The sequence below is a fragment of the Streptomyces sp. Y7 genome (assembly GCF_043195415.1).
Taxonomy (GTDB): domain Bacteria; phylum Actinomycetota; class Actinomycetes; order Streptomycetales; family Streptomycetaceae; genus Streptomyces.
In genome coordinates this window covers 229,299-255,342 of record NZ_JBIDDQ010000006.1, presented here as the reverse complement: position 1 = coordinate 255,342, position 26,044 = coordinate 229,299, and the positions used below count along the sequence as shown (strand labels likewise).

At 69.4% G+C, this 26,044-nt stretch carries 23 protein-coding genes and 1 riboswitch; of the genes, 16 read left to right on the top strand and 7 right to left on the bottom strand.

Annotation, left to right across the window (positions count from 1 at the left end; genetic code table 11):
• Positions 1-74 precede the first annotated feature (74 nt).
• Positions 75-2,339 (bottom strand): glycogen debranching protein GlgX, encoded by a 2,265-nt coding sequence (gene glgX / locus ACGFW6_RS18595; RefSeq protein ID WP_393510455.1) that lies wholly within the window; start codon positions 2,337-2,339, stop codon positions 75-77.
• Positions 2,340-2,497: 158 nt separating this feature from the next.
• On the opposite strand from glgX, the gene ACGFW6_RS18590 reads away from it, so the two are divergent.
• The 5 genes from ACGFW6_RS18590 (at position 2,498) to ACGFW6_RS18570 (ending at position 8,403) form a co-directional block, all read left to right on the top strand.
• Positions 2,498-3,736, top strand: a complete 1,239-nt coding sequence (locus ACGFW6_RS18590) for an Ig-like domain-containing protein (RefSeq protein ID WP_393510452.1) — start codon at positions 2,498-2,500, stop codon at positions 3,734-3,736.
• Positions 3,737-3,916: 180 nt separating this feature from the next.
• Positions 3,917-5,158 (top strand): Ig-like domain-containing protein, encoded by a 1,242-nt coding sequence (locus ACGFW6_RS18585; protein WP_393510449.1) that lies wholly within the window; start codon positions 3,917-3,919, stop codon positions 5,156-5,158.
• Positions 5,159-5,493: 335 nt separating this feature from the next.
• On the top strand, positions 5,494-6,261 hold the full coding sequence (locus tag ACGFW6_RS18580; protein WP_393510446.1) for an enoyl-CoA hydratase/isomerase family protein: 768 nt from the start codon (positions 5,494-5,496) through the stop codon (positions 6,259-6,261).
• A 308-nt stretch (positions 6,262-6,569) separates the two neighbouring features.
• A complete protein-coding gene (locus tag ACGFW6_RS18575; protein WP_380855243.1) occupies positions 6,570-7,073 on the top strand; it encodes an ATP-binding protein in 504 nt (167 codons plus the stop codon).
• 148 nt (positions 7,074-7,221) lie between these two features.
• Positions 7,222-8,403 (top strand): YncE family protein, encoded by a 1,182-nt coding sequence (locus ACGFW6_RS18570; RefSeq protein ID WP_393510443.1) that lies wholly within the window; start codon positions 7,222-7,224, stop codon positions 8,401-8,403.
• A 43-nt stretch (positions 8,404-8,446) separates the two neighbouring features.
• On the opposite strand, the gene ACGFW6_RS18565 is transcribed toward ACGFW6_RS18570, so the two are convergent.
• Positions 8,447-9,079 carry a GNAT family N-acetyltransferase gene (locus ACGFW6_RS18565; protein ID WP_393510856.1) on the bottom strand — a complete coding sequence of 211 codons (633 nt, stop codon included), beginning with the start codon at positions 9,077-9,079 and terminating at the stop codon, positions 8,447-8,449.
• A 65-nt stretch (positions 9,080-9,144) separates the two neighbouring features.
• On the opposite strand from ACGFW6_RS18565, the gene ACGFW6_RS18560 reads away from it, so the two are divergent.
• From ACGFW6_RS18560 to ACGFW6_RS18550, 3 genes are all read left to right on the top strand, one after another.
• Positions 9,145-10,092 carry a MerR family transcriptional regulator gene (locus tag ACGFW6_RS18560; RefSeq protein ID WP_393510441.1) on the top strand — a complete coding sequence of 316 codons (948 nt, stop codon included), beginning with the start codon at positions 9,145-9,147 and terminating at the stop codon, positions 10,090-10,092.
• 84 nt (positions 10,093-10,176) lie between these two features.
• Entirely contained in the window at positions 10,177-10,395 is a 219-nt protein-coding gene (locus tag ACGFW6_RS18555) for an EF-hand domain-containing protein (protein ID WP_393510438.1), read from the top strand.
• Positions 10,396-10,851: 456 nt separating this feature from the next.
• Positions 10,852-11,292, top strand: a complete 441-nt coding sequence (locus ACGFW6_RS18550; protein ID WP_393510436.1) for an endonuclease domain-containing protein — start codon at positions 10,852-10,854, stop codon at positions 11,290-11,292.
• 3 nt (positions 11,293-11,295) lie between these two features.
• Here ACGFW6_RS18550 and ACGFW6_RS18545 read toward each other — a convergent pair whose 3' ends face one another.
• The 5 genes from ACGFW6_RS18545 to gcvT form a co-directional block, all read right to left on the bottom strand.
• Complete coding sequence (locus ACGFW6_RS18545; protein WP_393510434.1) at positions 11,296-11,853, bottom strand: glycoside hydrolase family 25 protein; 558 nt, start codon at positions 11,851-11,853, stop codon at positions 11,296-11,298.
• Positions 11,854-11,947: 94 nt separating this feature from the next.
• A complete protein-coding gene (locus ACGFW6_RS18540; protein WP_393510431.1) occupies positions 11,948-13,315 on the bottom strand; it encodes an L-serine ammonia-lyase in 1,368 nt (455 codons plus the stop codon).
• A 92-nt stretch (positions 13,316-13,407) separates the two neighbouring features.
• Positions 13,408-14,694 (bottom strand): serine hydroxymethyltransferase, encoded by a 1,287-nt coding sequence (gene glyA / locus ACGFW6_RS18535; RefSeq protein ID WP_393510428.1) that lies wholly within the window; start codon positions 14,692-14,694, stop codon positions 13,408-13,410.
• 15 nt (positions 14,695-14,709) lie between these two features.
• The gene (gcvH, locus tag ACGFW6_RS18530) at positions 14,710-15,087 is read right to left on the bottom strand and encodes a glycine cleavage system protein GcvH (RefSeq protein WP_393510425.1); all 378 of its coding nucleotides are present in this window, start codon (positions 15,085-15,087) and stop codon (positions 14,710-14,712) included.
• Positions 15,088-15,208: 121 nt separating this feature from the next.
• On the bottom strand, positions 15,209-16,336 hold the full coding sequence (gene gcvT / locus ACGFW6_RS18525) for a glycine cleavage system aminomethyltransferase GcvT (RefSeq protein ID WP_393510423.1): 1,128 nt from the start codon (positions 16,334-16,336) through the stop codon (positions 15,209-15,211).
• Between the two features lie 155 nt (positions 16,337-16,491).
• Positions 16,492-16,590, bottom strand: a riboswitch (glycine riboswitch).
• 171 nt (positions 16,591-16,761) lie between these two features.
• On the opposite strand from gcvT, the gene ACGFW6_RS18520 reads away from it, so the two are divergent.
• The 8 genes from ACGFW6_RS18520 (at position 16,762) to ACGFW6_RS18485 (ending at position 26,008) form a co-directional block, all read left to right on the top strand.
• Positions 16,762-17,436, top strand: coding sequence for an AAA family ATPase (locus tag ACGFW6_RS18520; protein WP_393510420.1), 675 nt, complete (start codon positions 16,762-16,764; stop codon positions 17,434-17,436).
• 141 nt (positions 17,437-17,577) lie between these two features.
• Positions 17,578-18,369 (top strand): enhanced serine sensitivity protein SseB, encoded by a 792-nt coding sequence (locus tag ACGFW6_RS18515; protein WP_393510417.1) that lies wholly within the window; start codon positions 17,578-17,580, stop codon positions 18,367-18,369.
• Positions 18,370-18,516: 147 nt separating this feature from the next.
• Positions 18,517-19,314, top strand: a complete 798-nt coding sequence (locus ACGFW6_RS18510; protein ID WP_393510414.1) for an enhanced serine sensitivity protein SseB C-terminal domain-containing protein — start codon at positions 18,517-18,519, stop codon at positions 19,312-19,314.
• A 360-nt stretch (positions 19,315-19,674) separates the two neighbouring features.
• Positions 19,675-20,673 (top strand): ABC transporter permease, encoded by a 999-nt coding sequence (locus ACGFW6_RS18505; RefSeq protein WP_393510411.1) that lies wholly within the window; start codon positions 19,675-19,677, stop codon positions 20,671-20,673.
• Between the two features lie 42 nt (positions 20,674-20,715).
• Complete coding sequence (locus tag ACGFW6_RS18500; RefSeq protein ID WP_393510853.1) at positions 20,716-22,452, top strand: ABC transporter substrate-binding protein; 1,737 nt, start codon at positions 20,716-20,718, stop codon at positions 22,450-22,452.
• Positions 22,453-22,545: 93 nt separating this feature from the next.
• Complete coding sequence (locus ACGFW6_RS18495) at positions 22,546-23,556, top strand: ABC transporter permease (protein WP_393510408.1); 1,011 nt, start codon at positions 22,546-22,548, stop codon at positions 23,554-23,556.
• A complete protein-coding gene (locus ACGFW6_RS18490; protein ID WP_393510405.1) occupies positions 23,553-24,635 on the top strand; it encodes an ABC transporter ATP-binding protein in 1,083 nt (360 codons plus the stop codon). Before ACGFW6_RS18495 ends, ACGFW6_RS18490 begins: the two co-directional genes overlap by 4 nt.
• The gene (locus tag ACGFW6_RS18485) at positions 24,632-26,008 is read left to right on the top strand and encodes an ABC transporter ATP-binding protein (protein ID WP_393510402.1); all 1,377 of its coding nucleotides are present in this window, start codon (positions 24,632-24,634) and stop codon (positions 26,006-26,008) included. The genes ACGFW6_RS18490 and ACGFW6_RS18485 overlap by 4 nt, the downstream gene beginning before the upstream one ends.
• Positions 26,009-26,044 lie beyond the last annotated feature (36 nt).

The window sequence follows — 26,044 nt, the reverse complement described above, 5'->3', positions numbered from 1 at the left end:
GCGGCTCAGTCGATCAGCGCACCGGCCTCATGGCCAGGAATCCGCCGCGGAGTTCACGACCTTGCAACGCCCCCTCAACGAACCGGGACGGCGCCCGGAACGGCCCGCAGCAGCAGCACCGTCCGCCCCGGAACCGTGATCGCCGATCCCGCCCCGTGCTGCTCGCCCGGCGCCTCGCCCTGCGCCTCCCGTGAGGTGTCGACGACGACCTCGTAGCGTTCGGCCCACGGCGGCCCCGGCAGGACGAAACTCGCCGGCCGGTCCCCGGCGTGCAGGACGGCGAGGAAACTGTCGTCGACGATCGGCGCCCCGCGCTCGTCCCGGCCCGGGATGTCCCGCCCCGACAGATACATGCCCAGCGTGGCGGCGGGCGCGTACCAGTCCCGTTCCGTCATCTCCGAGCCCCGCGGGGTGAACCAGGCCAGGTCCCGCAGCCCGTCCGCCGAGTGCGCCCGCCCGGAGAAGAACGCCCGGCGGCGCAGCACCGGGTGCCGGTGCCGCAGCTCGATCAGCCGGGCGGTCAGCTCGGACAGGGCCTTCCAGCCGGGGTCCTGGAGCAGGCTCCAGTCCAGCCAGCTGATCTCGTTGTCCTGGCAGTAGGCGTTGTTGTTGCCGCGCTGCGTGCGCCCCATCTCGTCGCCCGCGACCAGCATCGGCACGCCCGTCGACAGCAGCAGCGTGGTCAGCAGGTTCCGCAGCTGCCGCCGCCGGAGCGCCCGTACCCGCTCGTCGTCCGTCTCGCCCTCGGACCCGCAGTTCCAGGCCCGGTTGTCGTTCGAGCCGTCCCGGTTGCCCTCGCCGTTCGCCTCGTTGTGCTTGCGCTCGTAGGACACCAGGTCCCGCAGCGTGAACCCGTCGTGCGCGGTCACGAAGTTCACCGAGGCGTACGGCCGGCGCCCGCCCCACGCGTACAGGTCGCTCGACCCCGACAGGCGGTACCCCAGATCCCGTACGTCCGGCAGCGCGCCCCGCCAGAAGTCCCGTACGGCGTTGCGGTAGCGGTCGTTCCACTCGGTCCACAGCGACGGGAACGCCCCCACCTGATAGCCGCCCGAGCCGACGTCCCACGGCTCGGCGATCAGCTTCACCCGCCGCAGCACCGGATCCTGCGCGATGACGGCGAGGAACGGCGAGAGCATGTCGACGTCGTGCATGGAGCGGGCCAGCGCGGCGGCCAGGTCGAAGCGGAAGCCGTCCACGCCCATCTCGGTCACCCAGTAGCGCAGCGAGTCGGTGATGAGCCGCAGGACGTGCGGCTGGACGACGTGGAGGGTGTTGCCGCAGCCGGTGTAGTCCGCGTACCGGCGCGCGTCCGACTGCAACCGGTAGTAGCCCCGGTTGTCGATGCCCTTCAGCGACAGCGTCGGCCCCAGCTCGCCCGCCTCCGCCGTGTGGTTGTAGACCACGTCGAGGATGACCTCGATGCCGGCGGCGTGCAGCGCGCGGACCATCCGCTTGAACTCGCCGACCTGCTCACCCGTGGTACCGGCGGCGGCGTAGGCGGCGTGCGGGGCGAAGTAGCCGATGGAGTTGTAGCCCCAGTAGTTGCGCAGTCCCTTGCGCAGCAGATGGTCCTCGTGCGCGAACTGGTGCACCGGCAGCAGTTCCACCGCCGTCACGCCCAGCCTCACCAGGTGCTCGATCGCCGCCGGATGCGCGAGACCGGCGTACGTCCCCCGCAGTTCCCGCGGGATCTCCGGGTGCAGCTGCGTGAACCCCCGCACATGCAGCTCGTAGATCACCGAGTCGGCCCACGGCGTCTTCGGCCGGCGGTCGTCCGCCCAGTCGTCGTCATCGTGGACGACGACCCCCTTCGGGACGTACGGCGCCGAGTCCCGCTCGTCGCGCACGGTGTCCGCGACATGCTGCTGGGGCCAGTCGCGGACGTGCCCGTACACCTCCGGCGGCAGACTGAAGTCGCCGTCCACCGCCCGGGCGTACGGGTCCAGGAGCAGCTTCGCCGGGTTCCAGCGGCTGCCGGTCCACGGGTCCCAGCGGCCGTGCACCCGGTAGCCGTAGCGCTGACCGGGCATCACCCCCGGTACGAAGCCGTGCCAGATCTCGTGCGTCAGCTCGCTCAGCCGGGCCCGCGTCTCCCGGCCCTGCTCGTCGAACAGACACAGCTCCACCGCCTCCGCCCCGCCCGCCCACAACGCGAAGTTGGTGCCCGCCACCCCGTCCGGGCCGACCCGGAAACGGGCGCCCAGCGGCACGGGAGTGCCCGGCCACACGGGCACCCCGGGGGCCTTGAGCCGGGCGCCGTTCACGACGGCGGCCGGGCGCCCCTCCTCAGCGGCGACCGCCCCGGCCACCGCCTCCTGCTCGGCTGCGCTCGACACCTGTGGCCTCCCACGGCTCACGGACCACACGACGTGGAAGGAGAGCACGCGGTCGTCCCTGACCGCGGCTCCCCGTCGCGTCGTCCTCCCACATGTTCTGCCCACAGCGTGGCTCGCACTCACGTTTCCCAAGGGCCGCCCCGGTCGTTGGGGTCTTCGTGAGGCACGTACAAGGGCGCGCGCGGCGCGCGGGGGCCGCATTGGCCGCCGTACTGACATGGGCAGGGCTGCTGGCCGGGGCCGCCGGATGCACCACGGGCGGCGGCATGGACCAGATGCTGGGCAAGGCACCGGCGCCCGAGGACGTCATCCGGGTCACCCCCGACGACGGCTCCAAGGGCGCGCGCCCCGACGAGAGACTGCTCGTCCGCGTGCCCAGCGGACGCCTGGAGTCGGTGAAGGTCGTCAAGTCGCAGGACGCCCAGGAGACCCCGGTGCCCGGGCACATCTCCAAGGACGGCCTGCGCTGGGAGCCCGAGGACCCCCGGCTCGCGCTCGCCGCCGAGTACTCCATCGACGCGGTGGCCCTCGACGGCCACGGGCGCCGCAGCGCACGGCACACGACCTTCACCACGTACGTCCCCGACGAGCGGTTCATCGGGTACGTCGCCCCGGAGAACCGCGCCACCGTCGGCACCGGAATGATCGTGTCCCTGGAGTTCAACCGCGAGATCGAGAACCGGGCGGCCGTCGAACGCGCCGTCGAGGTCACCGCCGAGCCGGCCGTGGACATCCGCCCGCACTGGTTCGGCAAGTCCCGCCTCGACTTCCGCCCCCGGGACTACTGGCGGCCCGGCACCCGGGTCACCGTCGCCCTGAAGCTGCGGGACGTCGAGGGAGCGCCCGGGGTGTACGGGCTCCAGCACAAGACCTTCTCCTTCACCGTCGGCCGCAATCAGGTCTCCCTCGTCGACGCCGCCGAGCACACCATGGAGGTCCGCCGCGACGGCGCACTGCTCGCCACCGTCCCCATCACGGCCGGCGCCCCGAAGATGACCACCTACAACGGCAAGATGGTGGTCACCGAGATGTTCGAACTCACCCGCATGAACGGCGCCACGGTCGGCTTCAAGAAGAAGAACGGCAAGGGCGAGTACGACATCCCCGACGTCCCCCACGCCATGCGCCTGACCGACTCCGGCACCTTCCTGCACGGCAACTACTGGGCGGACTCGTCCATCTTCGGGCACAGCAACGTCAGCCACGGGTGCGTGGGCCTCAGGGACGTCAAGGGCGGCGGATCCGAGACGCCCGCGGGCTGGTTCTTCGACCGCAGCCTGGTCGGGGACGTCGTCGAGGTCGTCCGCAGCAATGACAAAAAGGTCGCTCCCGACAATGGCCTCGGAGGATGGAATATGGGCTGGAAGGAGTGGAAGGCAGGGAGTGCGGTGAAGTAATCGGACAGGGGGGTGAGTTGCGCCGGGCCGCTCGACCGGTCGGCCGCCCGGCGATGTTGGAACGGAACGGTGACAAACGCGGAGCGCCGACGCGACCGGCCATGTGGTTAATATGCGCCGATGCGCGCGGCTGACGCGCGGGGGTGCGGGCCTGACCAGGCCCGGGGAGGGGAGAACGACTTGAACGTGCGGCCGATATCGGGGGCGTCGGTTGACGGGCGCGGAGGGCGCGGACGCACCGGTCTTGCGGCACTGGCCGGCGTCCTGCTGGTCGCCGTCACCGCGTGCGGCGGGGGCGGCGGATCGGACTCGGGTGCCGGCGACGGCAAGGGCGGGGACTCCAGCACGGCGGAGTCCAAGAAGTCCCGGGCTGTCGTGACCATAGCGCCGGGCGACGGCGCCAAGTCCGTCGACACCAGCGGAGCCCTGAAGGTGACCGCGGCCGAGGGCAAGCTCACGGACGTCGAGGTCAAGGACGCCAAGGGCAACGCGATAGACGGGAAGATATCCGGCGACGGCGGCACGTGGACTCCGTCCACGCACCTCGCCGCCGCCACGAAGTACACGGTGCACGCGGTCGCCAAGGACGCCGACGGCCTGGAGGCCGCCAAGGAGGCCGACTTCACCACCCTGACGCCGAAGAACACCTTCCTGGGCCGGTTCACCCCGGAGGACGGCTCGAAGGTCGGCGTCGGAATGCCGTTCTCCCTGCGCTTCGACCGGGGCATCACCAGCCCCGAGGCCGTGGAGAAGGCGATCACCGTCAAGACCGAACCGGCCGTCGAGGTCGCGGGCCACTGGTTCGGCAACGACCGCCTCGACTTCCGTCCCGAGAAGTACTGGAAGTCCGGCACGAAGGTCACCGTCGAGCTCAACCTCGACGGCGTCGAGGGCCGCCCCGGCGTCTACGGCGAGCAGGACAAGAAGGTCACCTTCACCATCGGCCGCAACCAGGTCTCGGTCGTCGACGTGAAGACCAAGAAGATGAAGGTCACCCAGGACGGCAAGGTCGTCAAGACGATCCCCGTCACCACCGGCAAGCCCGGGTACGACACCTGGAACGGCCAGATGGTCATGACCGAGAAGTTCGTCGAGACCCGGATGAACGGCGACACGGTCGGCTACGACGGCGAGTACGACATCGAGGACGTCCCGCACGCCACCCGCCTGACCGACTCGGGCACCTTCATCCACGGCAACTACTGGGGCGGCGGCGCCTTCGGCAACTACAACGCCAGCCACGGCTGCATCGGCCTGCGCGACGTCAAGGGCGCGTGGGACAAGAGCACCCCGGCCGCCTGGTTCTTCAACCACTCAATGGTCGGGGACGTGGTGGTCGTGAAGAACTCCGCCGACGCCACGGTGGCGCCGGAGAACGGCCTCAACGGCTGGAACATGTCCTGGGACAAGTGGAAGGCGTAACGGCCTCCCCACGGGCGCGCGGCCCCGGTGCACGGCCTCATGTGAGGTACGGCACCGGGGCCGCCTCCGTTGGTCGCGGTGCTGTGTCTGCCTGGGGGCGACCCCCAGACCCCCGGCCGTGTGTGACCGACCGCACGCCGGTCCGTGCCGTTGGTCCCCGTGCTGTGTCTGCCTGGGGGCGACCCCCAGACCCCCGGCCGTGTGTGACCGACCGCACGCCGGACCGTGCCGTTGGTCGCGGTGCTGTGTCTGTCTGGGGGCGACCCCCAGACCCCCGGCCGTGTGTGACCGACCGCACGCCGGACCGTGCCGTTAGTCCCCGTTAACCTGCTCGCATGACCGTGAATCTCGAAGTCGCCGAAGGTGTCGGTACCCTCCGCCTCGACCGCCCGCCCATGAACGCGCTGGACGTCGCCACCCAGGACCGGCTCAAGGAGCTCGCCGAGGAGGCGACCCGGCGTGACGACGTGCGGGCCGTGGTGATCTACGGCGGGGAGAAGGTGTTCGCGGCGGGCGCGGACATCAAGGAGATGCAGGCCATGGACCACACGGCGATGGTCCTGCGGGCCCGCGGCCTCCAGGAGTCGTTCACCGCGGTGGCCCGCATCCCGAAGCCGGTGGTGGCTGCCGTGACCGGCTACGCGCTCGGCGGCGGCTGCGAGTTGGCGCTGTGCGCGGACTTCCGCATCGCCGCCGACAACGCCAAGCTGGGCCAGCCGGAGATCCTGCTCGGCCTGATCCCGGGCGCCGGCGGCACCCAGCGGCTGGCCCGGCTGATCGGCCCCTCCAAGGCGAAGGACCTGATCTTCACGGGCCGTATGGTCAAGGCCGACGAGGCACGGGAGTTGGGCCTCGTGGACCGTGTCGTCGCCCCCGACCAGGTCTACACCGAGGCGCACGCCTGGGCCGCGAGGCTGGCGCAGGGCCCGGCGATCGCGCTGCGCGCGGCGAAGGAGTCGATCGACACGGGTCTGGAGACGGACATCGAGACGGGCCTCGCCGTGGAGCGTGGCTGGTTCGCCGGACTGTTCGCCACGGAGGACCGGGAGCGGGGCATGCGGAGCTTCGTGGAGGAGGGCCCGGGCAAGGCCAAGTTCCTCTGACGGCCGCTCACCCGGGCGTGGAACATCACCCCTGAAACTCGCCCGAAGGGCTTGCAATTGACGGGGTGTCTGATCCGGGTCCCTCGATGGGGCGGTTTATGGCAGCCTTAAGGCAACCTTAAGCGTGTCTTGTCGAGGGAGCCCGTCGATTGCCTCCAGCAGACCCTTCGTCGCAGGTCGGACGGGCTGTGGAGAGCTCCGAACTGCCACTGTCATATGCCGTTCGACCGGTGCGGAATGAACGCTTCCGGGGGGTGTATTCCTCCGGAACGGCCCCGGAGGGCCCCGCGGGCGGCCATGATGGGGGCATGGCGGGGCTGGAGGGTGTCGAACACCCGCGGGGAAACGGCCGTGTGACTGCTGCACGCTGGTCGCCGGCGGTCGAGGACGAAGCTGCCTCAAAGGCGCTGGAACTGTTCGGTAATCCTACGGAGGCGGAGGTTCCGCTCCCCTCCCGCCCGGAGTCCGCCGCGACGGCGCGCCGGCTCGCGCAAGTGGTGGTTCTCCGCCAGTGGGGCCTCACCCCGAAGATGACCGAGGACGCGGTCCTGCTCGTCTCGGAACTCGTCGGCAACGCCGTCCGCCACACCGGCGCCCGTGTCTTCGGTCTGCGGATGCGCCGCCGCCGGGGCTGGATCCGTATCGAGGTCCGAGACCCGTCCCGCGGCCTGCCCTGTCTGATGCCCGTTCAGGAGATGGACATCAGCGGCCGGGGTCTGTTCCTCGTCGACAAGCTCGCCGACCGCTGGGGCGTGGACCTGCTGCCGCGCGGCAAGACGACCTGGTTCGAGATGAGGGTGGCGGACCGCTAGCGGGCGGGCCTCCCCGGCGATATGACCCCCAGTCAGGTCACGGCGACCCGTGATCGGGCCAATCGGGTAAATCGCATGGTTTCCGGCGTAATCCTCATTAAATAGTGCGGCGTCCCCACCTCGCCCCGCCGCACCGGAAGAACTGCCGATGACCCACACCCACCGCACCCTCCTCGCCTGCCTGGCCCTCCTCGCGCTCGCCGCCTGCGGCACCGACTCACCCGAGGGCGAGGACCGCACCGAGACACCCCACGGCACCCGGGCCGCCGTCCCCGCCCCGCTGAAGGAGGAGACCGTCAAGGGCCTTCCCGGCATGCCGCCCGTCCTCGACCCCGAGGACGTCTACGCCGCCGACCGCCCGAACAAGCTCTCCCCGGTCGTCAAGGACTTCCCGTCCCGCGTCTACGTCCCCAACAGCGAGTCCGACACGGTCTCCGTCATCGACCCGAAGACGTACGAGGTCATCGAGACCATCCCCGTCGGCCGCCAGCCCCAGCACGTCGTCCCGTCCTGGGACCTGAAAACCCTCTGGGTCAACAACAACCGCGGCCACACCCTCACCCCCATCGACCCGAAGACCGGCAAGGCGGGCGAGGAGGTGGAGGTCCACGACCCCTACAACCTCTACTTCACACCCAACGGCAAGTACGCCGTCGTCATGGCCTCCCTCGACCGCGAACTCGTCTTCCGCGACCCCCACACCATGAAGCGGATCAAGACCGAACCGGTCACCTGCTACGGCGTCAACCACGCCGACTTCTCCCTCGACGGCCGCTACTTCATCGTCTCCTGCGAGTTCAGCGGCGAACTGCTGAAGGTCGACACCGAGAAGATGAAGGTCGTCGGGCAGCAGAAACTCCCCTTCGACGGCGCCATGCCACAGGACGTCAAGGTCTCCCCGGACGGCAGACGGTTCTACATCGCCGACATGATGGCCGACGGCATGTGGGTGCTCGACGGCGACACGTTCTCCACCCCCACGCTGCTGCCCACCGGCAAGGGCACCCACGGCCTCTACGTCAGCCGCGACTCCCGCGAGATGTACGTCTCCAACCGCGGCGAAGGCACCGTCTCCGTCTTCGACTTCACCCGGAACGAGCTCACCAGGAAATGGCACCTCCCCGAGGGCGGCAGCCCCGACATGGGCGGCGTCTCCGCCGACGGCAAGGTGCTGTGGCTGTCCGGCCGCTACGACTCCGAGGTGTACGCCCTCGACACCCGCACCGGTGCCGAACTCGCCCGGATCCAGGTGGGCGAGGGCCCGCACGGCCTCGCCGTGTACCCGCAGCCGGGGCGCTACTCCCTCGGCCACACCGGCATCTTCCGCTAGCCCACGGCCGGTTGGACGCCCGCCCCGCACCGACCGGCATCGCCTACCGGGTGTGCAGCAGCAACTCCGCACCCACCAGCCGATAGCCCGCCGCCTGGAACGTCCGCGCACTGCGGGCGTTCCCCGGCGTGACCTGCGCCCACAGCGGTTCCGTGACGAGATGCCGGGCCGCGGTCACCAGCAGGCGCCCCAGCCCCCGGTGCCGTACCCCCTCGTCCACCTCTACCGACACCTCCAGCCGCCCGGCGACCCCGCGCCCCGTCACCAGCACCCCGCCGTCGGCCGCCCACGCGCGCACGTCGTCCCGTCGCCGTCGGGCATAGCCGACGCGGGAGTGACCGGCGTCCTCGATCTCCCGCAGCGCGAGGGGCGGCCCGCCCGGCAGCGGGGCCGCGACCAGGACCGCGTCGACGGTCTCCGCCGCCCGCCCCGTCCGCTCCATCAGGGCCGCCAGGAAGCGCGGGTTCATCGGCGCTGCCAGCGCGTCGCAGTCCACCTCGCGCAGGGTGTCGTACACCCACGCCGGGTCCTCGTCGATGAGGACGACGGAGTGCGCGGTGAACGCGAGGACGCCCGCGTCGCGAGAAGAGGGCTGGGGGAGGACCGTCGTACGGCCGTCCGCGGGCGGGAAGACGCCCCGCGCCACCGAGTCGAGCATCTCCCGCAGGGTTTCCACCACAGCCCCCGTCTCCCGTCCCGCTCCTTGAGCCTCCACCCACTGGAAGGCCCACACTCGCAGACATGCTGCGCCATCCGGGGGGACACCCCCCAGACCCCCCGCACGACGACACCGGCCTCTTCACCATCGGCGAACTGGCCCGGACCACCGGACTGACCGTACGGACCATCCGCTACTGGTCCGACGAGGGCGTCCTGCACCCGGTCACCCGCTCCTCCGGGGGCTATCGCCTCTACGACGCCGAGTCCGTCGCCCGCCTGGAGCTGATCCGCACCCTGCGCGAACTGGGGCTGGGCCTGAACGACGTACGGAAGGTGGTCAGCGGCGAGAAGGACGTGGCGTCGGTGGCGGCCACGCATGTCGCCGCCCTGGACGCCCAGATCAGCTCCCTGAAGGTGACCCGTGCGGTGCTGTCGACCGTGGCGCGACGCGGTTCGACCACCGAGGAGATGACCTTGATGAATCGACTGGCGCGACTGTCGGCCGCCGAGCGGCGGCGGGTCCTGGAGGAGTTCGTGGACGAGATGTTCCATGGGCTGGACACGGCGGACCCCGTGGTCCGCGACCGGATGCGGGAGATGGCCGTGGACCTGCCGGACGACCCGACGTCCGAGCAGGTGGACGCCTGGGTGGAGCTGGCCGAACTGATCCAGGATCCGCGGTTCCGGGCGCGGATGCGCAAGGTGGCCGAGTTCAACGCGGCCGGGCGCGGGCCGGAGACGCCCGCCGGGGCGTCGATGTGGTTCTCACGGAAGCTGGTTCTCCTGGCCACCGAGGCGCTCGGGCGGGGCGTCGAGCCCGAGTCGCCCGAGGCCGAGCGGATCCTGCGGGACCTGATCGGAGACGCCGATCCGGCCATGGTGCTGGAACGCCTGACGTCGAGCGTGAGCGACGAGGTCGCCCGCTACCGCGAGTTGCTGTCCGTCGTGAAGGGCCGCGGGCCCGAGTCGGCGTACCGCGCGGAGTTCGCCTGGGTGGTCGCCGCACTGAAGGCGCGCGTGGGCGGTTAATCTGACCGCGGCTAATGTGACCTGCGGCAGCAGGCCAGCACAAACACGACAGACGCGAGTAGACGCGAGTAAAGGGGCGGACCGGTGGCGCACATCGACATCGAGGAAGCACGCAAGCAGTTCGAGCGCATCGATGCGGACGGTGACGGCACCATCACCGCCGCCGAGTTCAAGTCCGCCCTGGCGCAGGGCGGCGACTGGAACGTCACCGAGGCCGTCGCCGAGGCGATCATCAAGAGCCGCGACCTCAACGGCGACAAGCTCCTGTCCTTCGACGAGTTCTGGGCGTACCTGAACAAGTAGTGGGATCCAGCAAAGGGGCGCTCTCCTCCGGAGGAAAGCGCCCCTTTGCCGTGTCCGCCACGGACGCACTCAGGGCGTCGTATCCGTGTGCCCCGTCGTGACCTGCGTTCGATGCGCTCGTTGATCGGATGATGTGTCGAAGACGATCCTGCGCTGAGGGACTGGATGAAGGTGTGCAAAGCGGGCGGGGACGCATGGGCATGCGGCCGGTCGTCCGACAGGTACCCATTGACGAAAGGGCTGTGCAAGACCCATTACATGCAAAGCCGAAGGGGTCGAGGCATGGCACCTATCGATGCCTATCGTGCTACCGCGGAGAGCCGGATGTGCGGCTTCGGTGAGTGCGGGAGAGCGGTATCCGCCCGAGGGCTCTGTACGGCTCACTATCAGCAGAGGAGCAAGGGGCAGCCGCTCTCGCCACTGCGCCCGAAGAGGGCCAACGGCGCCGTCCGAGAGATGGTCGAACGTGGAATCGTCGAATGCCTGGGGTGCGGCCTCGGTAAACCGCGCTCGGACTTCTCGGCGGTCAACGCCTCCGGTGCGCCGAGACCCTACTGTAAACCCTGCAACTCCGAGCGGGTGCGCCTCAACAACTACAAGGTGACTAGGGAATTCGTCAGCCTGCTCGCGCGATTTCAGCAGGATCGGTGTGCCGTGTGCCGCAGAGCCCACACCGGCGGGAAAGCCATGCATCTCGATCACGATCACGCGTGTTGTGCGCAGGGAAGCTGTGGTGACTGCGTGCGCGGCCTCGTCTGCAACAACTGCAATCTCCTCGGACTCGCCTGGTACGAAGCCCTGCCGCTCGAGCTTCGTACCTTTGCCCTGCTGAACGACTATCTCGCTGATCCGCCCGCGAAGCGGCTCAGAGCGGCGATCGGCGCGGCCGGGGGATGAGCGTCAGGCATTCTCGGCCCACTCCCGAAGTGCCGCCTTGCTGGAGAAGTTCGCGACGTTCTTGTCCAGCGGGTCGTCCGTGTACTGGTGGAAGCGCCATTTCGCCTGGATGCGGGGCTTGCCCGCCGTGACGTAGTCGGCGATCCAGAGGCCGTCGCCGGCGTACGAGGTCCTGTCGACATTCAGCCAGTAATGCCGGTTGGCGTAGAGAATGACCGGGTTGTTCGGTCGTTTCTCCTTGAGTTTGCGGATGAAGAGGTCTTTTTCCGCGTTGCTGGCGTGGGTGCCCTCGCTGGTGGTTTCCCAGTCGACGGCGAGGATGTCGCCCGCCTTCTCGGGGGCCTTGCTGACGAAGTAGTCGGCCTGGGCGGAGAGGTTGCCGGGCCACAGGAAGTGGTAGAAGCCGACGACCAGGCCGGCGTCCCGGGCGCGCTTGGTCTGGGCGGCGAGTTTGGGGTTGATGTAGGAACGGCCCTCCGTCGCCTTGATGAAGACGAAGGAGAGGCCGTCGGTGTCGTAGGAGGAAGACTGGTACGCGCTTACGTCGATGCCGCGCAGCATGGGGGGACTCCCTGATGTACCGGTGGGGGGACAGGAGTTGGACTGGGTGTATGCCCCACCGTGGCACGGCTGACGCGTTCCTGACGTGGAATTGTCAACATTCGATGATGTTGACCGCCAGCCCCCCTCGCGCCGTCTCCTTGTACTTGACGGACATGTCGGCGCCGGTGTCCTTCATGGTCTTGATGACCTTGTCCAGGGACACCTTGTGGCTGCCGTCGCCGCGCATCGCCATCCGGGCCGCCGTGACGGCCTTGACCGCGGCCATGCCGTTGCGCTCGATGCACGGGATCTGGACGAGTCCGCCGACGGGGTCGCAGGTCAGACCGAGGTTGTGCTCCATGCCGATCTCGGCGGCGTTCTCCACCTGCTCCGGGCTGCCGCCCAGCACCTCCGCCAGCGCGCCCGCGGCCATCGAGCAGGCCGAGCCGACCTCGCCCTGGCAGCCGACCTCGGCCCCGGAGATGGAGGCGTTCTCCTTGAAGAGCATGCCGATCGCGCCCGCGGCGAGGAGGAAGCGGACCACGCCCTCCTCGTCGGCGCCCGGCACGAAGTTGATGTAGTAGTGCAGGACCGCGGGGATGATGCCCGCCGCGCCGTTCGTCGGGGCCGTCACGACGCGGCCGCCGGCGGCGTTCTCCTCGTTCACGGCCATCGCGTAGAGCGTGATCCACTCCATGGCGAGGGCCTTCGGGTCGCCCTCGGAGCGCAGCTTGCGGGCGGTGTTCGCGGCCCTGCGGCGGACCTTCAGGCCGCCCGGCAGGATGCCTTCACGCGCCATGCCGCGGGACACGCACGCCTGCATCACCCGCCAGATCTCCAGCAGGCCCTCGCGGATCTCCTCCTCGGTGCGCCAGGCCCGCTCGTTCTCCAGCATCAGCGCGGAGATCGACAGCCCGGTCTCCTGCGTCAGGCGCAGCAGCTCGTCGCCCGTGCGGAAGGGGTACTTCAGGACGGTGTCGTCGAGCTTGATGCGGTCCGCGCCGACCGCGTCCTCGTCGACGACGAAGCCGCCGCCGACGGAGTAGTACGTCTTGGACATGAGCTCTTCGCCGGAGGCGTCGAACGCCCACAGCGTCATGCCGTTCGCGTGGTACGGCAGCGCCTTGCGGCGGTGCAGCACGAGGTCCTTGTCGAAGTCGAAGGGGACCTCGTGTTCGTCGAGGAGCCTCAGGCGGCCCGACGACTTGATCTTCTCGACCCGGTCGTCGGCGGTCTCCACGTCGACGGTGCGGGGCGAGTCGCCCTCCAGGCCGAGCAGCACCGCCTTGGGGGTGCCGTGGCCGTGGCCGGTGGCGCCGAGCGAGCCGTAGAGCTCGGCGCGTATGGAGGTGACGGCGGGCAGGACGCCGTCGTTGTGCAGGCGGCGGGCGAACATGCGTGCCGCGCGCATCGGGCCGACCGTGTGGGAGCTGGACGGGCCGATGCCGATCGAGAACAGGTCGAAGACCGAGATGGCCACGGGGACTCCTCAATACGGGGTGGTGCAGAAGGCTTCCGCGGGGTGCCCCGCCCGCTCACTGACCAGTGTGCGGGACACCCCGGGGAAAGGAACTACTTGTTCAGAACGGGGTAGAGCGGGTGCTTGTCGGTGAGTGCCTTGACCCGGGCCTTGAGCGCGTCGGCGTCGTAGACCGGCTTCAGGGTTTCGGCGATGACGTCGGCGACCTCGGTGAAGTCCTCCGCGGTGAAGCCGCGGGTGGCCAGGGCCGGGGTGCCGATGCGCAGGCCGGAGGTGACCATGGGCGGGCGCGGGTCGTCGGGCACGGCGTTGCGGTTGACGGTGATGCCGACCTCGTGGAGGCGGTCCTCGGCCTGCTGCCCGTCGAGCTCGGAGGCGCGCAGGTCGACCAGGATCAGGTGCACGTCGGTGCCGCCGGTGAGCACGTTCACCCCCGCCTCGCGGGCGTCCGGCGCGGTCAGCCGCTGCGCCAGGATGCGGGCGCCGTCGATGGTGCGCTGCTGGCGCTCCTTGAACTCCTCGGAGGCGGCGACCTTGAAGGAGACCGCCTTCGCGGCGATCACGTGCTCCAGCGGGCCGCCCTGGAAGCCGGGGAAGACCGAGGAGTTCAGCTTCTTGGCGAACTCCTTGCTGCGGGCCAGGATGATGCCGCCGCGCGGGCCGCCGAGGGTCTTGTGGGTGGTGGAGGTGACCACGTCGGCGTGCGGGACCGGGTTGGGGTGCAGGCCCGCCGCGACCAGGCCGGCGAAGTGCGCCATGTCGACCCACAGGTAGGCGCCGACCTCGTCGGCGATCCGGCGGAACGCGGCGAAGTCCAGCTGCCGCGGGTACGCCGACCAGCCGGCGATGATCACCTTGGGGCGGTGCTCCTTGGCCAGGCGCTCGACCTCGGCCATGTCGACCAGGCCGGTGTCGCTCTCGACGTGGTAGGCGACCACGTTGAACTGCTTGCCGGAGAAGTTCAGTCGCATGCCGTGGGTGAGGTGCCCGCCGTGCGCGAGGTCCAGGCCCAGGATCGTGTCGCCGGGCTGGGCGATCGCGAACAGCGCCGCCTGGTTGGCGGAGGCACCCGAGTGCGGCTGCACATTGGCGTACTCCGCGCCGAACAGCTCCTTGACCCGGTCGATCGCGATCTGCTCGGCGACATCGACGTGCTCACAGCCGCCGTAGTAGCGCCGGCCCGGGTAGCCCTCGGCGTACTTGTTCGTGGCGACCGAGCCCTGCGCCTCCATGACCGCGACCGGAGCGAAGTTCTCCGACGCGATCATCTCCAGCGTCGACTGCTGACGCTCCAGCTCGGCGTCCAGCGCCGCGGCGATCGCCGGGTCCAGCTCATGCAGGGGGGTGTTCAGAAGCGACTTGTCAGAAGTGTCAGACATAAGGGATACGACTCCTCAGCCGGCGGTGTGGGCGACGTACTCGTCGGCGGAGAGCAGGTCGGCCGGCTCCTCCGTGATGCGTACCTTGAACAGCCAGCCGCCCTCGAAGGGGGCGGAGTTCACGAGCGACGGGTCGTTCACCACGTCCTCGTTGATCTCGGTGATCTCGCCGGTGACGGGGGAGTACAGGTCGGAGACGGACTTGGTCGACTCCAGCTCACCGCAGGTCTCACCCGCGGTCACGGTCGAGCCGACCTCGGGGAGCTGGGCGAAGACGACATCGCCGAGCGCGTTGGCCGCGAACTCCGTGATGCCGACCGTCGAGACGCCGTCCTCGGCGGTCGACAGCCACTCGTGCTCCTTGCTGTAGCGCAGCTGCTGGGGGTTGCTCATGGCCTGAATTCTCCTGTACGCGCGGGAGTGGTGGTGAATGGGGGACGGCTGGATACGTGTGTGATCAGCGGAAATGTGCGCAGGGTCACGCACGTGCCGCTGTCAGTCTCTTCTTGTGGCGTTACTTCTGCCGCTTGTAGAACGGCAGTGCCACGACCTCGTAGGGCTCGTGGCTGCCGCGGATGTCCACGCCGACCCCGGCGGTGCCCGGCGCCGCGTGCGCCGCGTCGACGTACGCCATGGCGATGGGCTTGCCCAGGGTGGGGGAGGGCGCACCGGAGGTGACCTCGCCGATGACCTCGCCGCCGGCGACGACCGGGTACCCGGCGCGCGGGACGCGACGCCCCTCGGCGATCAGGCCGACGAGCACGCGGGGCGGGTTCTGGGCGGCACGCTCGGCGGCCTCGGTCAGCGCCTCGCGCCCGACGAAGTCGCCCTCCTTCTCGAACTTCACCACCCGGCCGAGCCCGGCGTCGAAGGGGGTGAGGGTGGTGCTCAGCTCGTTGCCGTACAGCGGCATGCCCGCCTCCAGGCGCAGCGTGTCCCGGCAGGACAGCCCGCAGGGGACCAGGCCGACGCCCTCGCCGGCCTCGGTCAGCGCCTGCCAGAGCTCCACGGCGTGCTCCGGCTTCACGAACAGCTCGAAGCCGTCCTCGCCGGTGTAGCCCGTGCGGGCGATGAGCGCGGGGACGCCGGCGACGGTGCCGGGCAGGCCGGCGTAGTACTTCAGGCCGTCGAGGTCGGCGTCGGTCAGCGACTTCAGGATGCCGGGGGACTCGGGGCCCTGGACGGCCAGCAGCGCGTAGGCGTCGCGGTCGTCGCGGACCTCGGCGTCGAAGCCGGCGGATCGTTCCACCAGGGCGTCGAGCACGATCTGGGCGTTGGAGGCGTTGGCGACGACCATGTACTCGGTCTCGGTGAGCCGGTAGACGATCAGGTCGTCGAGGATGCCGCCGTCGGCCTGGCAGATCATGGTGTAGCGGGCGCGGCCGACGCCGACGGAGGCGATGTTGCCGACGAGGGCGTGGTTCAGCAGCCCGGCCGCCTGCGGCCCGGTCACGGTGATCTCGCCCATGTGGGAGAGGTCGAACAGGCCGGCCCGGGTGCGTACGGCGTTGTGCTCGTCGCGCTCGGAGGCGTAGCGCAGGGGCATGTCCCAGCCGGCGAAGTCGGTCATGGTCGCGCCGAGCGAGCGATGCAGGGCGTCGAGCGCGGTACGGCGCTTCTCGGAGGGGTCGGTGCTGCTCATCGGTCCGTTGTCTCCCAAAGGCATGACGGGCGAGGTCGTTCCTCCCCATCTGTCATCGGAACCTGAGAGGTTCGCCATGATCCCGGAGACGGTGATCATGGCTTGCACCTTGGGTGGAGCCACCGCGCACGCGGCGACCCGCTTTTCAGATGTGCCTCGCCCGCGCGGTAACGGGGCCTGAGAGATTCAAGGGAGGGACTTGCTCCTTCGGCGCCCCAGCGATGCACTGCTGGGGACTCTCCCGCGCGGATTCAAACGGCCGGTATGCAGTTGGCGCCGCCATCATTGCATGCCCGGCTCGTCGGCGGCAGGGCCATGTCTGTAACCGGCTTGTGGCAGGAAGCGAACGAAAATACGAGAGATCCTCTATTACCTTCTCTTTACGCTCAGTGGGGATGGGGAATCCTGACCCCCGGAGGAGGACGATGACGGTGAACCGCACCACGGCGTACGCCACGACGTCGGGCCTGGCGCTGCCCAAGCAGCCCACGGCCCCCTCTGTCGAAGCCCGCGCCCTGTGCCCCGCGCCCGTGGTCCGCGATCTGCGAGAACGCTCCGGGCACAGCCCGCACGCGCTGCTCTTCGGCCCCAAGGACCTCGTCGTGATCACCGGCCTGCCCGGCAGCGGCAAGTCGACGCTGATGAAGCGGACGGTGAAGGGCCTGCGCATCGACTCCCAGGACACCCGGGACCACTGGGACGCCCGCATGCCCCGCTTCCTCCCCTACGCCGTCTACCGCCCCCTGGTCCGCCTCGCGCACTACGCGGGGCTGCGGCGCGCGCTGCGCAGCGGCGAGGGCGTCGTCGTGCACGACTGCGGCACGCAGGCCTGGGTGCGCGGCTGGCTGGCCCGCGCGGCCCGGCGCCGGGGCGGCACCCTGCACCTGCTGCTGCTCGACGTGACGCCGGGCACCGCCCTGGAGGGGCAGCGCGAGCGCGGCCGGGGCGTCTCGCGGTACGCCTTCCTGCGGCACCGCACGGCGGCCTCCCGGCTGCTGCGCTCGGCGGCGAAGGGCGTTCTGCCGCAGGGCTGTGGTTCGGCGGTGCTGATCGACCGGGACGCGGCGGACGTCCTGCGCCGGATCGGCTTCACGGGCTGACCCGGGGGCGTACGGCGGCCGGGCCGGGTCCGCGGGGTCCGGCCCGGCCGTGCGCGAGCGGACCGCCCGTAGACCTGTGCCGGGCGGACACCGGCTAGCCTTTTGGGCCTCAGACGTGGTTCACAGCAGGCGGTCAGACAGATGGACTTCCCAGCGGATCTTCCCGCGGACTTCTCGGCCCGGGCCCACCTCCACACCCACGGAGGCTGGCCCGGCAACGAACTGGAGGAGGTGCTCTCCGCCTCCCTCGGCATGCCCTCGGCGGGCGCCCGCATCGTCGAGGTGCTGGGCCGCAGCTTCGTCTGGGTGCCCCTGCCCAACGGCGGCGGCCCGCACAGCGGTCCGCTGGACCTGCCCACGATGGAGATCGGGGGCCAGGGGTACGTCCCGGTCTTCACCTCCGAGGAGCAGTTCCGCCAGGTCGTCGGCTCCCACATGGCGTTCACCGTCGCCCCGGCCGTGGAGTTCGCGCGCGGACTGCCGCCGCACGTGGGCATCGCCCTGAACCCCGACGGCGTGGTCGGCGTCCCGCTGCCCCCGGCGGCCGTCGCCGAGCTGTGCCGGTCGGGCCGCACTCAGCTGGACGGCCCCGCCTCCGGCGGCCGGGTCAAGCTCTACGAGCCGGACTGGCAGGAGGATCCGGTCGACTTCCTCGCCGCGGCGTCGGCGGAGTTCGCGGCGACCGGCGTGGTCGCGACGGCACGCCGCTGCCTGGCGGCGATCGAGACGGCCGCCCCCGTGATGTTCGTAGGCGTGGAACTCACGCACTGGGAGGGCGACCTGCGCGCCGCCCCCACGACCGCCCTCGCCCAGGCCCTGGGCCGCGCCCCGGTCCCCTGGCAGGTCAACCTGGTCCTCCTGGACGTGGCCCAGGACCCGGTGATCGAGTGGATGCGCGCGAAGGTACGGCCCTTCTACACGCGCGAACTCTGAGAACCTGGGGGCGCGAGGAACTGCGCGACCAGCCCCCACCGGCCCGCAGGCAGAAGACCCACCTCAAGTCCCGAGCTCTCCACGGCTCTCCCGGCGGAGCGCCTAAGCTGGGCTCACAAGCCATGTTTCCCGAAGGGGCGGTAAATCGTGAGCGCGAGCGGCACAACCTCGACCGGACAGGTCGAGCACATGCTGCGCCAGGTGACGCCCGGGCGCTACGACGCCTACGAGGCCCTCCTGCGGGCCCTCGCCACCCCTTCCACCGGCCAGGTCTGGATGCTGCTGTGGCACGGCCAGTCCGGGTCCCCGGACGCCCAGTACGGAAACATGGACGTCGACGGGTACGGCTACGCCCCGTGCGTCACCTCCGCCCAGGAGCTGTCCGCCAGCGGCTGGAACCGCAGCTACGAGGTGGTCGACGGCGTCGATGTGGCCCGCACCCTCTACCCGGACCACTACGGCCTCTGGCTGAACCCGCACGCCCCGGGCGGCGGCGTCGGCATCCCGTGGCTCGACCTGCGGCGCATCGCCACCGGCCTGGACCGCCAGCCCGCCGGTCCGCTCAGGCTGTCGGAGCCCGGCATCGAGATCCCGCAGTTCTACGCCCTGCTCGCGCAGAACGCCCACCGCACCCCGGCCGTCCGCTCGCTGCGCCGCGCCTGGGTGCAGCCGGCGCTCGGGGCGCCGTATCTCGCCATCGGACTGGACGTGTACGACACCAGCCCGTCCGCGGTGGACTCGGTGCGCTCGATGATGCTCCAGTCGATCGGCGCGGTCCCGGACGGGCTGCCGGTGTCGACCGTGGCGATGTCCGACGAGGACGATCCGATCGCCATGTGGATGCGCGCGAGCGCCCGTCCGTTCTACGACCGCGAGGCGCACGCCGCACCCGCTCAGGCCCCCGCCGGCGGCTATGGTTACCCACCGGCACAGGGTCGTTACTGATCTTGGAACGCGCTCACCTTCCGTTCGGTCGGTAACCCGACTTCGTAGGTGCGCAGGGGCGTTCACTGCGGTTTCATAGGCGAATCTCCGCGCGTAGATGCGATCGGAAGGTCCCGGTCCGCCCTCATACGCCCCAACTGGCTCGCGTCCGACGGGCGTTACCCCGTGTTCGGATAACGGAACCCCCCAGACAGCATCACGGTTGCGCATACTTTCCCGGTCACCTCTGGCAACAGATCGCCAAAGCGTTGAAGACTCCCCGCAAGACACGGGCCGGTCGGTCCTGTGTACGAGAAATGCAACCGCTACAGCGGCAGCCATGGGGTCGGCAACCGTCGGCCGAGAGGGGTCAATCTCACCGTGACCGCACCGATCGAGACAACGGGAGCGGAGGCTGAAGCGCAGCCCGAGGCCGTGCTCACCGGAGTCAAGAAGAGCCAGATCGAGGGGCGTTCGCTCTCCCAGATCGCCTGGATGCGCTTCAAGCGGGACAAGGTCGCCATGGCCGGCGGGGTTGTCGTCCTCTGCCTCGTGCTGATGGCCGTGCTCTCCAAGCCGATCCAGTGGGTCTTCGGCCTCGACCCCAACGAGTTCAACCAAGACCTCATCGACCCGGCCCTGCTCGCCCCCAAGGGCGGCTGGGGCGGAATGAGTTGGGATCACCCGCTGGGCGTCGACCCCCAGTACGGCCGCGACATGCTCGCCCGCATCATCGACGGCTCCTGGGTCTCGCTGCTGGTCGCGGGAGGCGCCACGGTCCTCTCCGTGGCCATCGGCACGGTGCTCGGCGTCGTCGCCGGGTACTACGGCGGCTGGATCGACAGCGTTATCAGCCGGCTGATGGACACCTTCCTGGCCTTCCCGCTGCTGCTGTTCGCGATCTCCATCTCCGCCTCCGTGCAGGACGGTTTCTTCGGGCTCGAAGGGCTTCCGCTGCGCATCTGCGTGCTGATCTTCGTGATCGGCTTCTTCAGCTGGCCGTACATCGGCCGCATCGTGCGCGCGCAGACCATGACCCTGCGCAGGCGTGAGTTCATCGAGGCCTCCACGAGCCTCGGCGCACGCGGTCCGTACATCCTGTTCCGCGAGTTGCTCCCCAATCTCGTCGCGCCGATCCTCGTCTACTCGACGCTGATCATCCCGACGAACATCCTCTTCGAGGCCGCGCTGAGCTTCCTCGGAGTCGGCATCGCTCCGCCGCAGGCTTCCTGGGGCGGCATGCTCAGCAACGCTGTCGATCTGTACACAGCAGATCCGCAGTACATGTTCGTGCCCGGATTGGCGATCTTCATCACCGTCCTGGCCTTCAACCTGCTGGGTGACGGGCTGCGTGACGCCCTCGACCCTCGCAGCAAGTGATCCATCGATAGAGGGGGCTTTCCTCAGGTGAAGACGAGAAGGGTGACCGCCGCGATCGCGTCGGTCCTGGCGCTCTCGCTGGGTGCTGCCGCATGTGGTGGCGGGGATGACAGTGACGGCAACGGCGGAGGCAACGGCAAGAAGGACGCCGCGCTGTCCTCCATCGTCAACGCGTCCACGAAGAAGGGGGGGACGGTCACGTACGAGCACTCGGACGTTCCGGACTCCCTGGACCCGGGCAACACGTACTACGGCTGGGTGCAGAACTTCTCCCGCCTCTATGCGCGTGCGCTGACGACGTTCAAGCCGGCCGCCGGCAAGGAGGGCCTCGAGGTCGTTCCCGACCTGGCCGAGTCCCTGGGCAAGCCGAGCGCGGACGCCAAGACCTGGACGTACAAGCTCCGGCAGGGCGTGAAGTTCCAGGACGGCACGCCGATCACGTCCAAGGACGTGAAGTACGCCATCGAGCGTTCCAACTTCGCGCCCGAGGCGCTGTCCAACGGCCCGACGTACTTCAAGGCGTACCTTGAGGGCGGCGACAAGTACAAGGGCCCCTACAAGGACAAGTCCGCGGACGGCATCAAGTCCATCGAGACGCCGGACGACAGCACGATCGTCTTCAAGTTGAAGCAGCCCTTCGCGGACTTCGACTACCTGGCGACGTTCTCGCAGACGGCCCCGGTGCCGCAGGCCAAGGACACGGGCGCGAAGTACGTCCAGAACATCGTGTCCTCCGGCCCGTACCAGTTCGAGTCCTACGAGGAGGGCCGCAGCGCCACCCTCGTGCGCAACAAGAACTGGGACGCCAAGACGGACCCGATCCGCAAGGCGCTGCCGGACAAGGTCACGATCAAGTTCAAGGTCAACCCGGTGACGGTCGACAACGACCTGCTCTCCGACAAGATCACGGTCGACGCGGCGGGCACCGGTGTCCAGCCGGCGACCCAGCCGAAGGTGCTGACGGGCAAGAACGTCGCCCAGACGGACGCCGCCTACGCCGGTGCGACGCAGTACATCGCGCTGAACGTGAACGTGAAGCCGTTCGACAACGCCGACTGCCGCAAGGCCGTGCAGTGGGCCGTCGACAAGAAGTCGGTGCAGGACGCCATCGGTGGTTCGCCGAAGGGTGACGTGGCCAGCACGCTGCTGCCGCCGTCGGTCAACGGCTACACCAAGTTCGACACCTATGCGACGGACGGCAACAAGGGCAACGTGGCCAAGGCCAAGGAAGCTCTGAAGGCGTGTGGCAAGCCGAACGGCTTCGATACGATCCTGACCGCGCGTTCCGACCGTCCCGCCGAGGTTGCTTCGGCGACGGCCGTTCAGGCCTCGCTCAAGAAGGTCGGCATCAACGTCGAGATCAAGCAGTTCCCGTCGGGTAAGTACTTCTCCAACTTCGCCGGTGTCCCGAGCTACGTCCACGACAACAAGCTCGGCATGCTCTCCATGGCGTGGGGTGCTGACTGGCCGACCGGCTACGGCTTCCTCGACCAGATCATCAACGGTGCCGCCATCAAGCCCTCCGGCGGCAACAACCTGATGGAACTGAACGACCCGAAGATCAACAAGGCCCTCACGGACGCGATCGCCAACACCGACTCCGCGGCCCGCACCAAGGCCTGGGGCGACATCGACAAGATGGTCATGGACAACGCGTCCGTCGTCCCGCTGATCTACCGCAAGAACCTGCTGTTCCGTCCGGAGTCCGCGGCCAACGTCACGGTCACGCAGGCCTACCTCGGCATGTACGACTACACGCTGCTGAGCTCCACCAAGTAGTGGCCGACAGGCCGGATTCCCCGAAAGGCAGGTGAAGGCACCGGACGGCCGGGGCGGGCACAACCCGCCCCGGCCGCCCGGAGCCGTACAGCTGTGGCTGCGTACATCATCCGACGCGTCTTCGGCGCGGTGCTGTTGCTGCTGGTGGTCAGCGCAGTCACCTTCGCGATCTTCTTCCTCGTGCCACGGCTCGGTGGCCAGACCGCCGACCAGCTGGCCACTCAGTATGTCGGCAAGGACGCCAACCCCGAGTCCGTCGCCGCCATCAAACGGAACCTCGGGCTGGACCAGCCCATCGCCGTCCAGTACTGGGACTACATCAAGGGCCTCGTGGTGGGCGCGGACTACAAGTTCGGTCCCGACGCCACCCGTTGCGACGCCCCCTGCTTCGGCTACTCCTTCAAGAGCCATGTCGAGGTGTGGCCCCAGCTGACGGAGCGGATCCCGGTCTCCTTCTCGCTGGCCGTCGGTGCCGCCGTGATCTGGCTGATCTTCGGTGTCACGACCGGCGTCATCTCGGCGCTGCGCAAGGGCAAGCCCATCGACCGCATCTCGATGTTCATCGCCCTCGCCGGCGTCTCCCTCCCGATCTTCTTCACCGGCCAGGTGCTCAACGCCCTGTTCGTGTACGAGATCCCCATCTGGGACGCCATCGAGTACGTCCCGTTCACCGAGAACCCGGCCGACTGGGCCTGGCATCTGATCCTGCCCTGGGTCAGCCTCGCCTTCCTCTTCTCCGCGCTCTACGCCCGACTCACCCGGGCGGGCATGCTGGAGACGATGGGCGAGGACTACATCAGAACGGCAAGGGCCAAGGGCCTCAAGGAGTCCACGGTCGTCGCCAAGCACGGCCTGCGCGCCGCGCTGACCCCGATCGTCACCATCTTCGGCATGGACTTCGGCACCCTCGTCGGCTCCGCCGTACTCACCGAGACCGTCTTCTCCTTGCAGGGCATCGGTGCCTACGCGGTCCAGTCCATCAAGGACAACGACCTGCCCATCGTGATGGGCGTGACTCTGGTCGCCGCGTTCTTCATCGTCTTCTGCAATCTCGTCGTCGACCTGGTGTACGCAGCCATCGACCCCCGGGTGAGGTACTCGTGAGCAAGCTCGAGAAAGCGGCCCTCGGCGAACCCGCCGCTGCCGCCCCGTCCGACACGGACGGCGCCTTCCTTTCGGTACGCGATCTGCGTATCCACTTCAACACGGACGACGGTCTGGTGAAGTCCGTCGACGGCGTCAGCTTCGACGTGCAGCGGGGCAGGACCCTGGGCATCGTCGGCGAGTCCGGCTCCGGCAAGTCCGTCACGTCGCTCGGCGTGATGGGCCTGCACCGCTCGGCCAACGCCAAGGTCACCGGCGAGGTCTGGCTGGACGGCCAGGAGCTGATCGCCGCCGACCCCGACGACGTACGCCGGTTGCGCGGCCGCAAGATGGCGATGATCTTCCAGGACCCGCTGTCGGCGATGCACCCGTACTACTCGGTCGGGCAGCAGATCGTCGAGGCGTACCGGGTCCACCACAAGGTCAGCAAGAAGGTGGCCCGCACGCGGGCCATCGAGATGCTGGACCGGGTGGGCATCCCCGAGCCGAACAAGCGCGTCGACGGCTTCCCGCACGAGTTCTCCGGCGGTATGCGCCAGCGCGCCATGATCGCCATGGCGCTGGTGAACAACCCCGAGCTGCTCATCGCCGACGAGCCGACGACCGCCCTGGACGTCACCGTGCAGGCGCAGATCCTCGACCTGATCCGGGATCTGCAGAAGGAGTTCGGCTCCGCGGTCATCATGATCACGCACGACCTCGGTGTCGTCGCCGAGATGGCCGACGACCTGCTGGTCATGTACGGCGGCCGGGCCGTCGAGCGCGGTCGCGCGGACTCCGTCTTCTCCGAGCCCCGCCACCCCTACACCTGGGGCCTGCTCGGCTCGATGCCGCGGCTGGACCGCGAGGAGACGGACCGCCTCATCCCGATCAAGGGGTCCCCGCCCTCCCTGATCAACATCCCGTCCGGCTGCGCCTTCAACCCGCGCTGCCCGTACGCGGACATCCCGAAGGACAACGTCACCCGCACGGTCCGCCCCGAGCTGACCGAGGTCGGCGGCGCACACTGGGCCGCCTGCCACATGAGCACCGAGCAGCGGGAGCGTATCTGGACCGAAGAGATTGCGCCGAAGCTGTGAGCGACGAAAAAGCGGTGAAGATCCCCGCGCAGAAGGACAACCTCACGAAAGACGGCGCCGACGGCGATGTCCTGCTGAGGGTCAAGGGCCTTCAGAAGCACTTCCCGATCCGCAAGGGGCTGCTGCAGCGGCAGACCGGCGCGGTGCGCGCGGTCGACGGCATCGACTTCGAGGTCCGCAAGGGCGAGACGCTGGGCGTCGTCGGCGAGTCGGGCTGCGGCAAGTCGACGATGGGCCGGCTCATCACCCGGCTGCTCGAACCGACCGGCGGCTCGGTGGAGTTCGAGGGCCGCGACATCACGCACCTCGGCGTCGGGCAGATGCGCCCGATGCGCCGTGACGTGCAGATGATCTTCCAGGACCCCTACTCCTCGCTGAACCCCCGGCACACCATCGGCACGATCGTCGGCGCCCCCTTCAAGCTCCAGGGCGTCACGCCGGAGGGCGGGGTGAAGAAGGAGGTCCAGCGGCTGCTGTCGGTGGTCGGTCTGAACCCCGAGCACTACAACCGCTACCCGCACGAGTTCTCCGGCGGTCAGCGCCAGCGCATCGGCATCGCGCGCGCCCTCGCGCTCAACCCGAAGCTGGTCGTGGCGGACGAGCCCGTCTCCGCGCTGGACGTGTCGATCCAGGCGCAGGTGGTGAACCTGCTGGACGACCTCCAGGAGGAGCTCGGCCTCACGTACGTGATCATCGCCCACGACCTGTCGGTCGTCCGGCACGTCTCGGACCGCATCGCGGTGATGTACCTCGGCAAGATCGTCGAGCTCGCCGACCGCGAGTCGCTGTACAAGGCGCCGATGCACCCGTACACCAAGGCCCTGCTGTCGGCGGTGCCGATCCCGGACCCCAAGCGCCGGGGCGTCAAGAGCGAGCGCATCCTGCTCCGCGGCGACGTGCCCTCGCCGATCTCCCCGCCGAGCGGCTGCCGCTTCCACACGCGGTGCTGGAAGGCGACGGAGGTCTGCCGGACGACGGAGCCGCCGCTGCTGGAGCTGAAGCCCGGCCAGCGGGTGGCGTGCCACCACCCCGAGAGCTTCGAGGACCAGCAGCCGCAGGACACCGTCCTGCTGTCCGTCGCCAAGGAGGCGGCGGAGCTGGTGGCCGACGAGGTGCTCGCGGAGTCGGCCACCACTTCGGCGGCGGTCGCGGCGGTGGCGGCCGAGGCGACGGAGACCACTCCGGAGGCGACGGAGGCGGAGGCCGACGGCGCCGCTCCCGAGGAGGCCGCGCCGCAGCCGCAGCCGGAGCCGGACCCGGTCCCGGAGCCGGACCCGGTCCCGGAGACCGCGTCCGAGGAGGCCGCCGGCGAGGCTGCGGCGACCTCCGACGAGGCGACCGGAGACTCGACCTCCGAAAGCACCGAGAAGTAACCCAAAACGAGCCCCCGCCTTCCTTTGCAAGGCGGG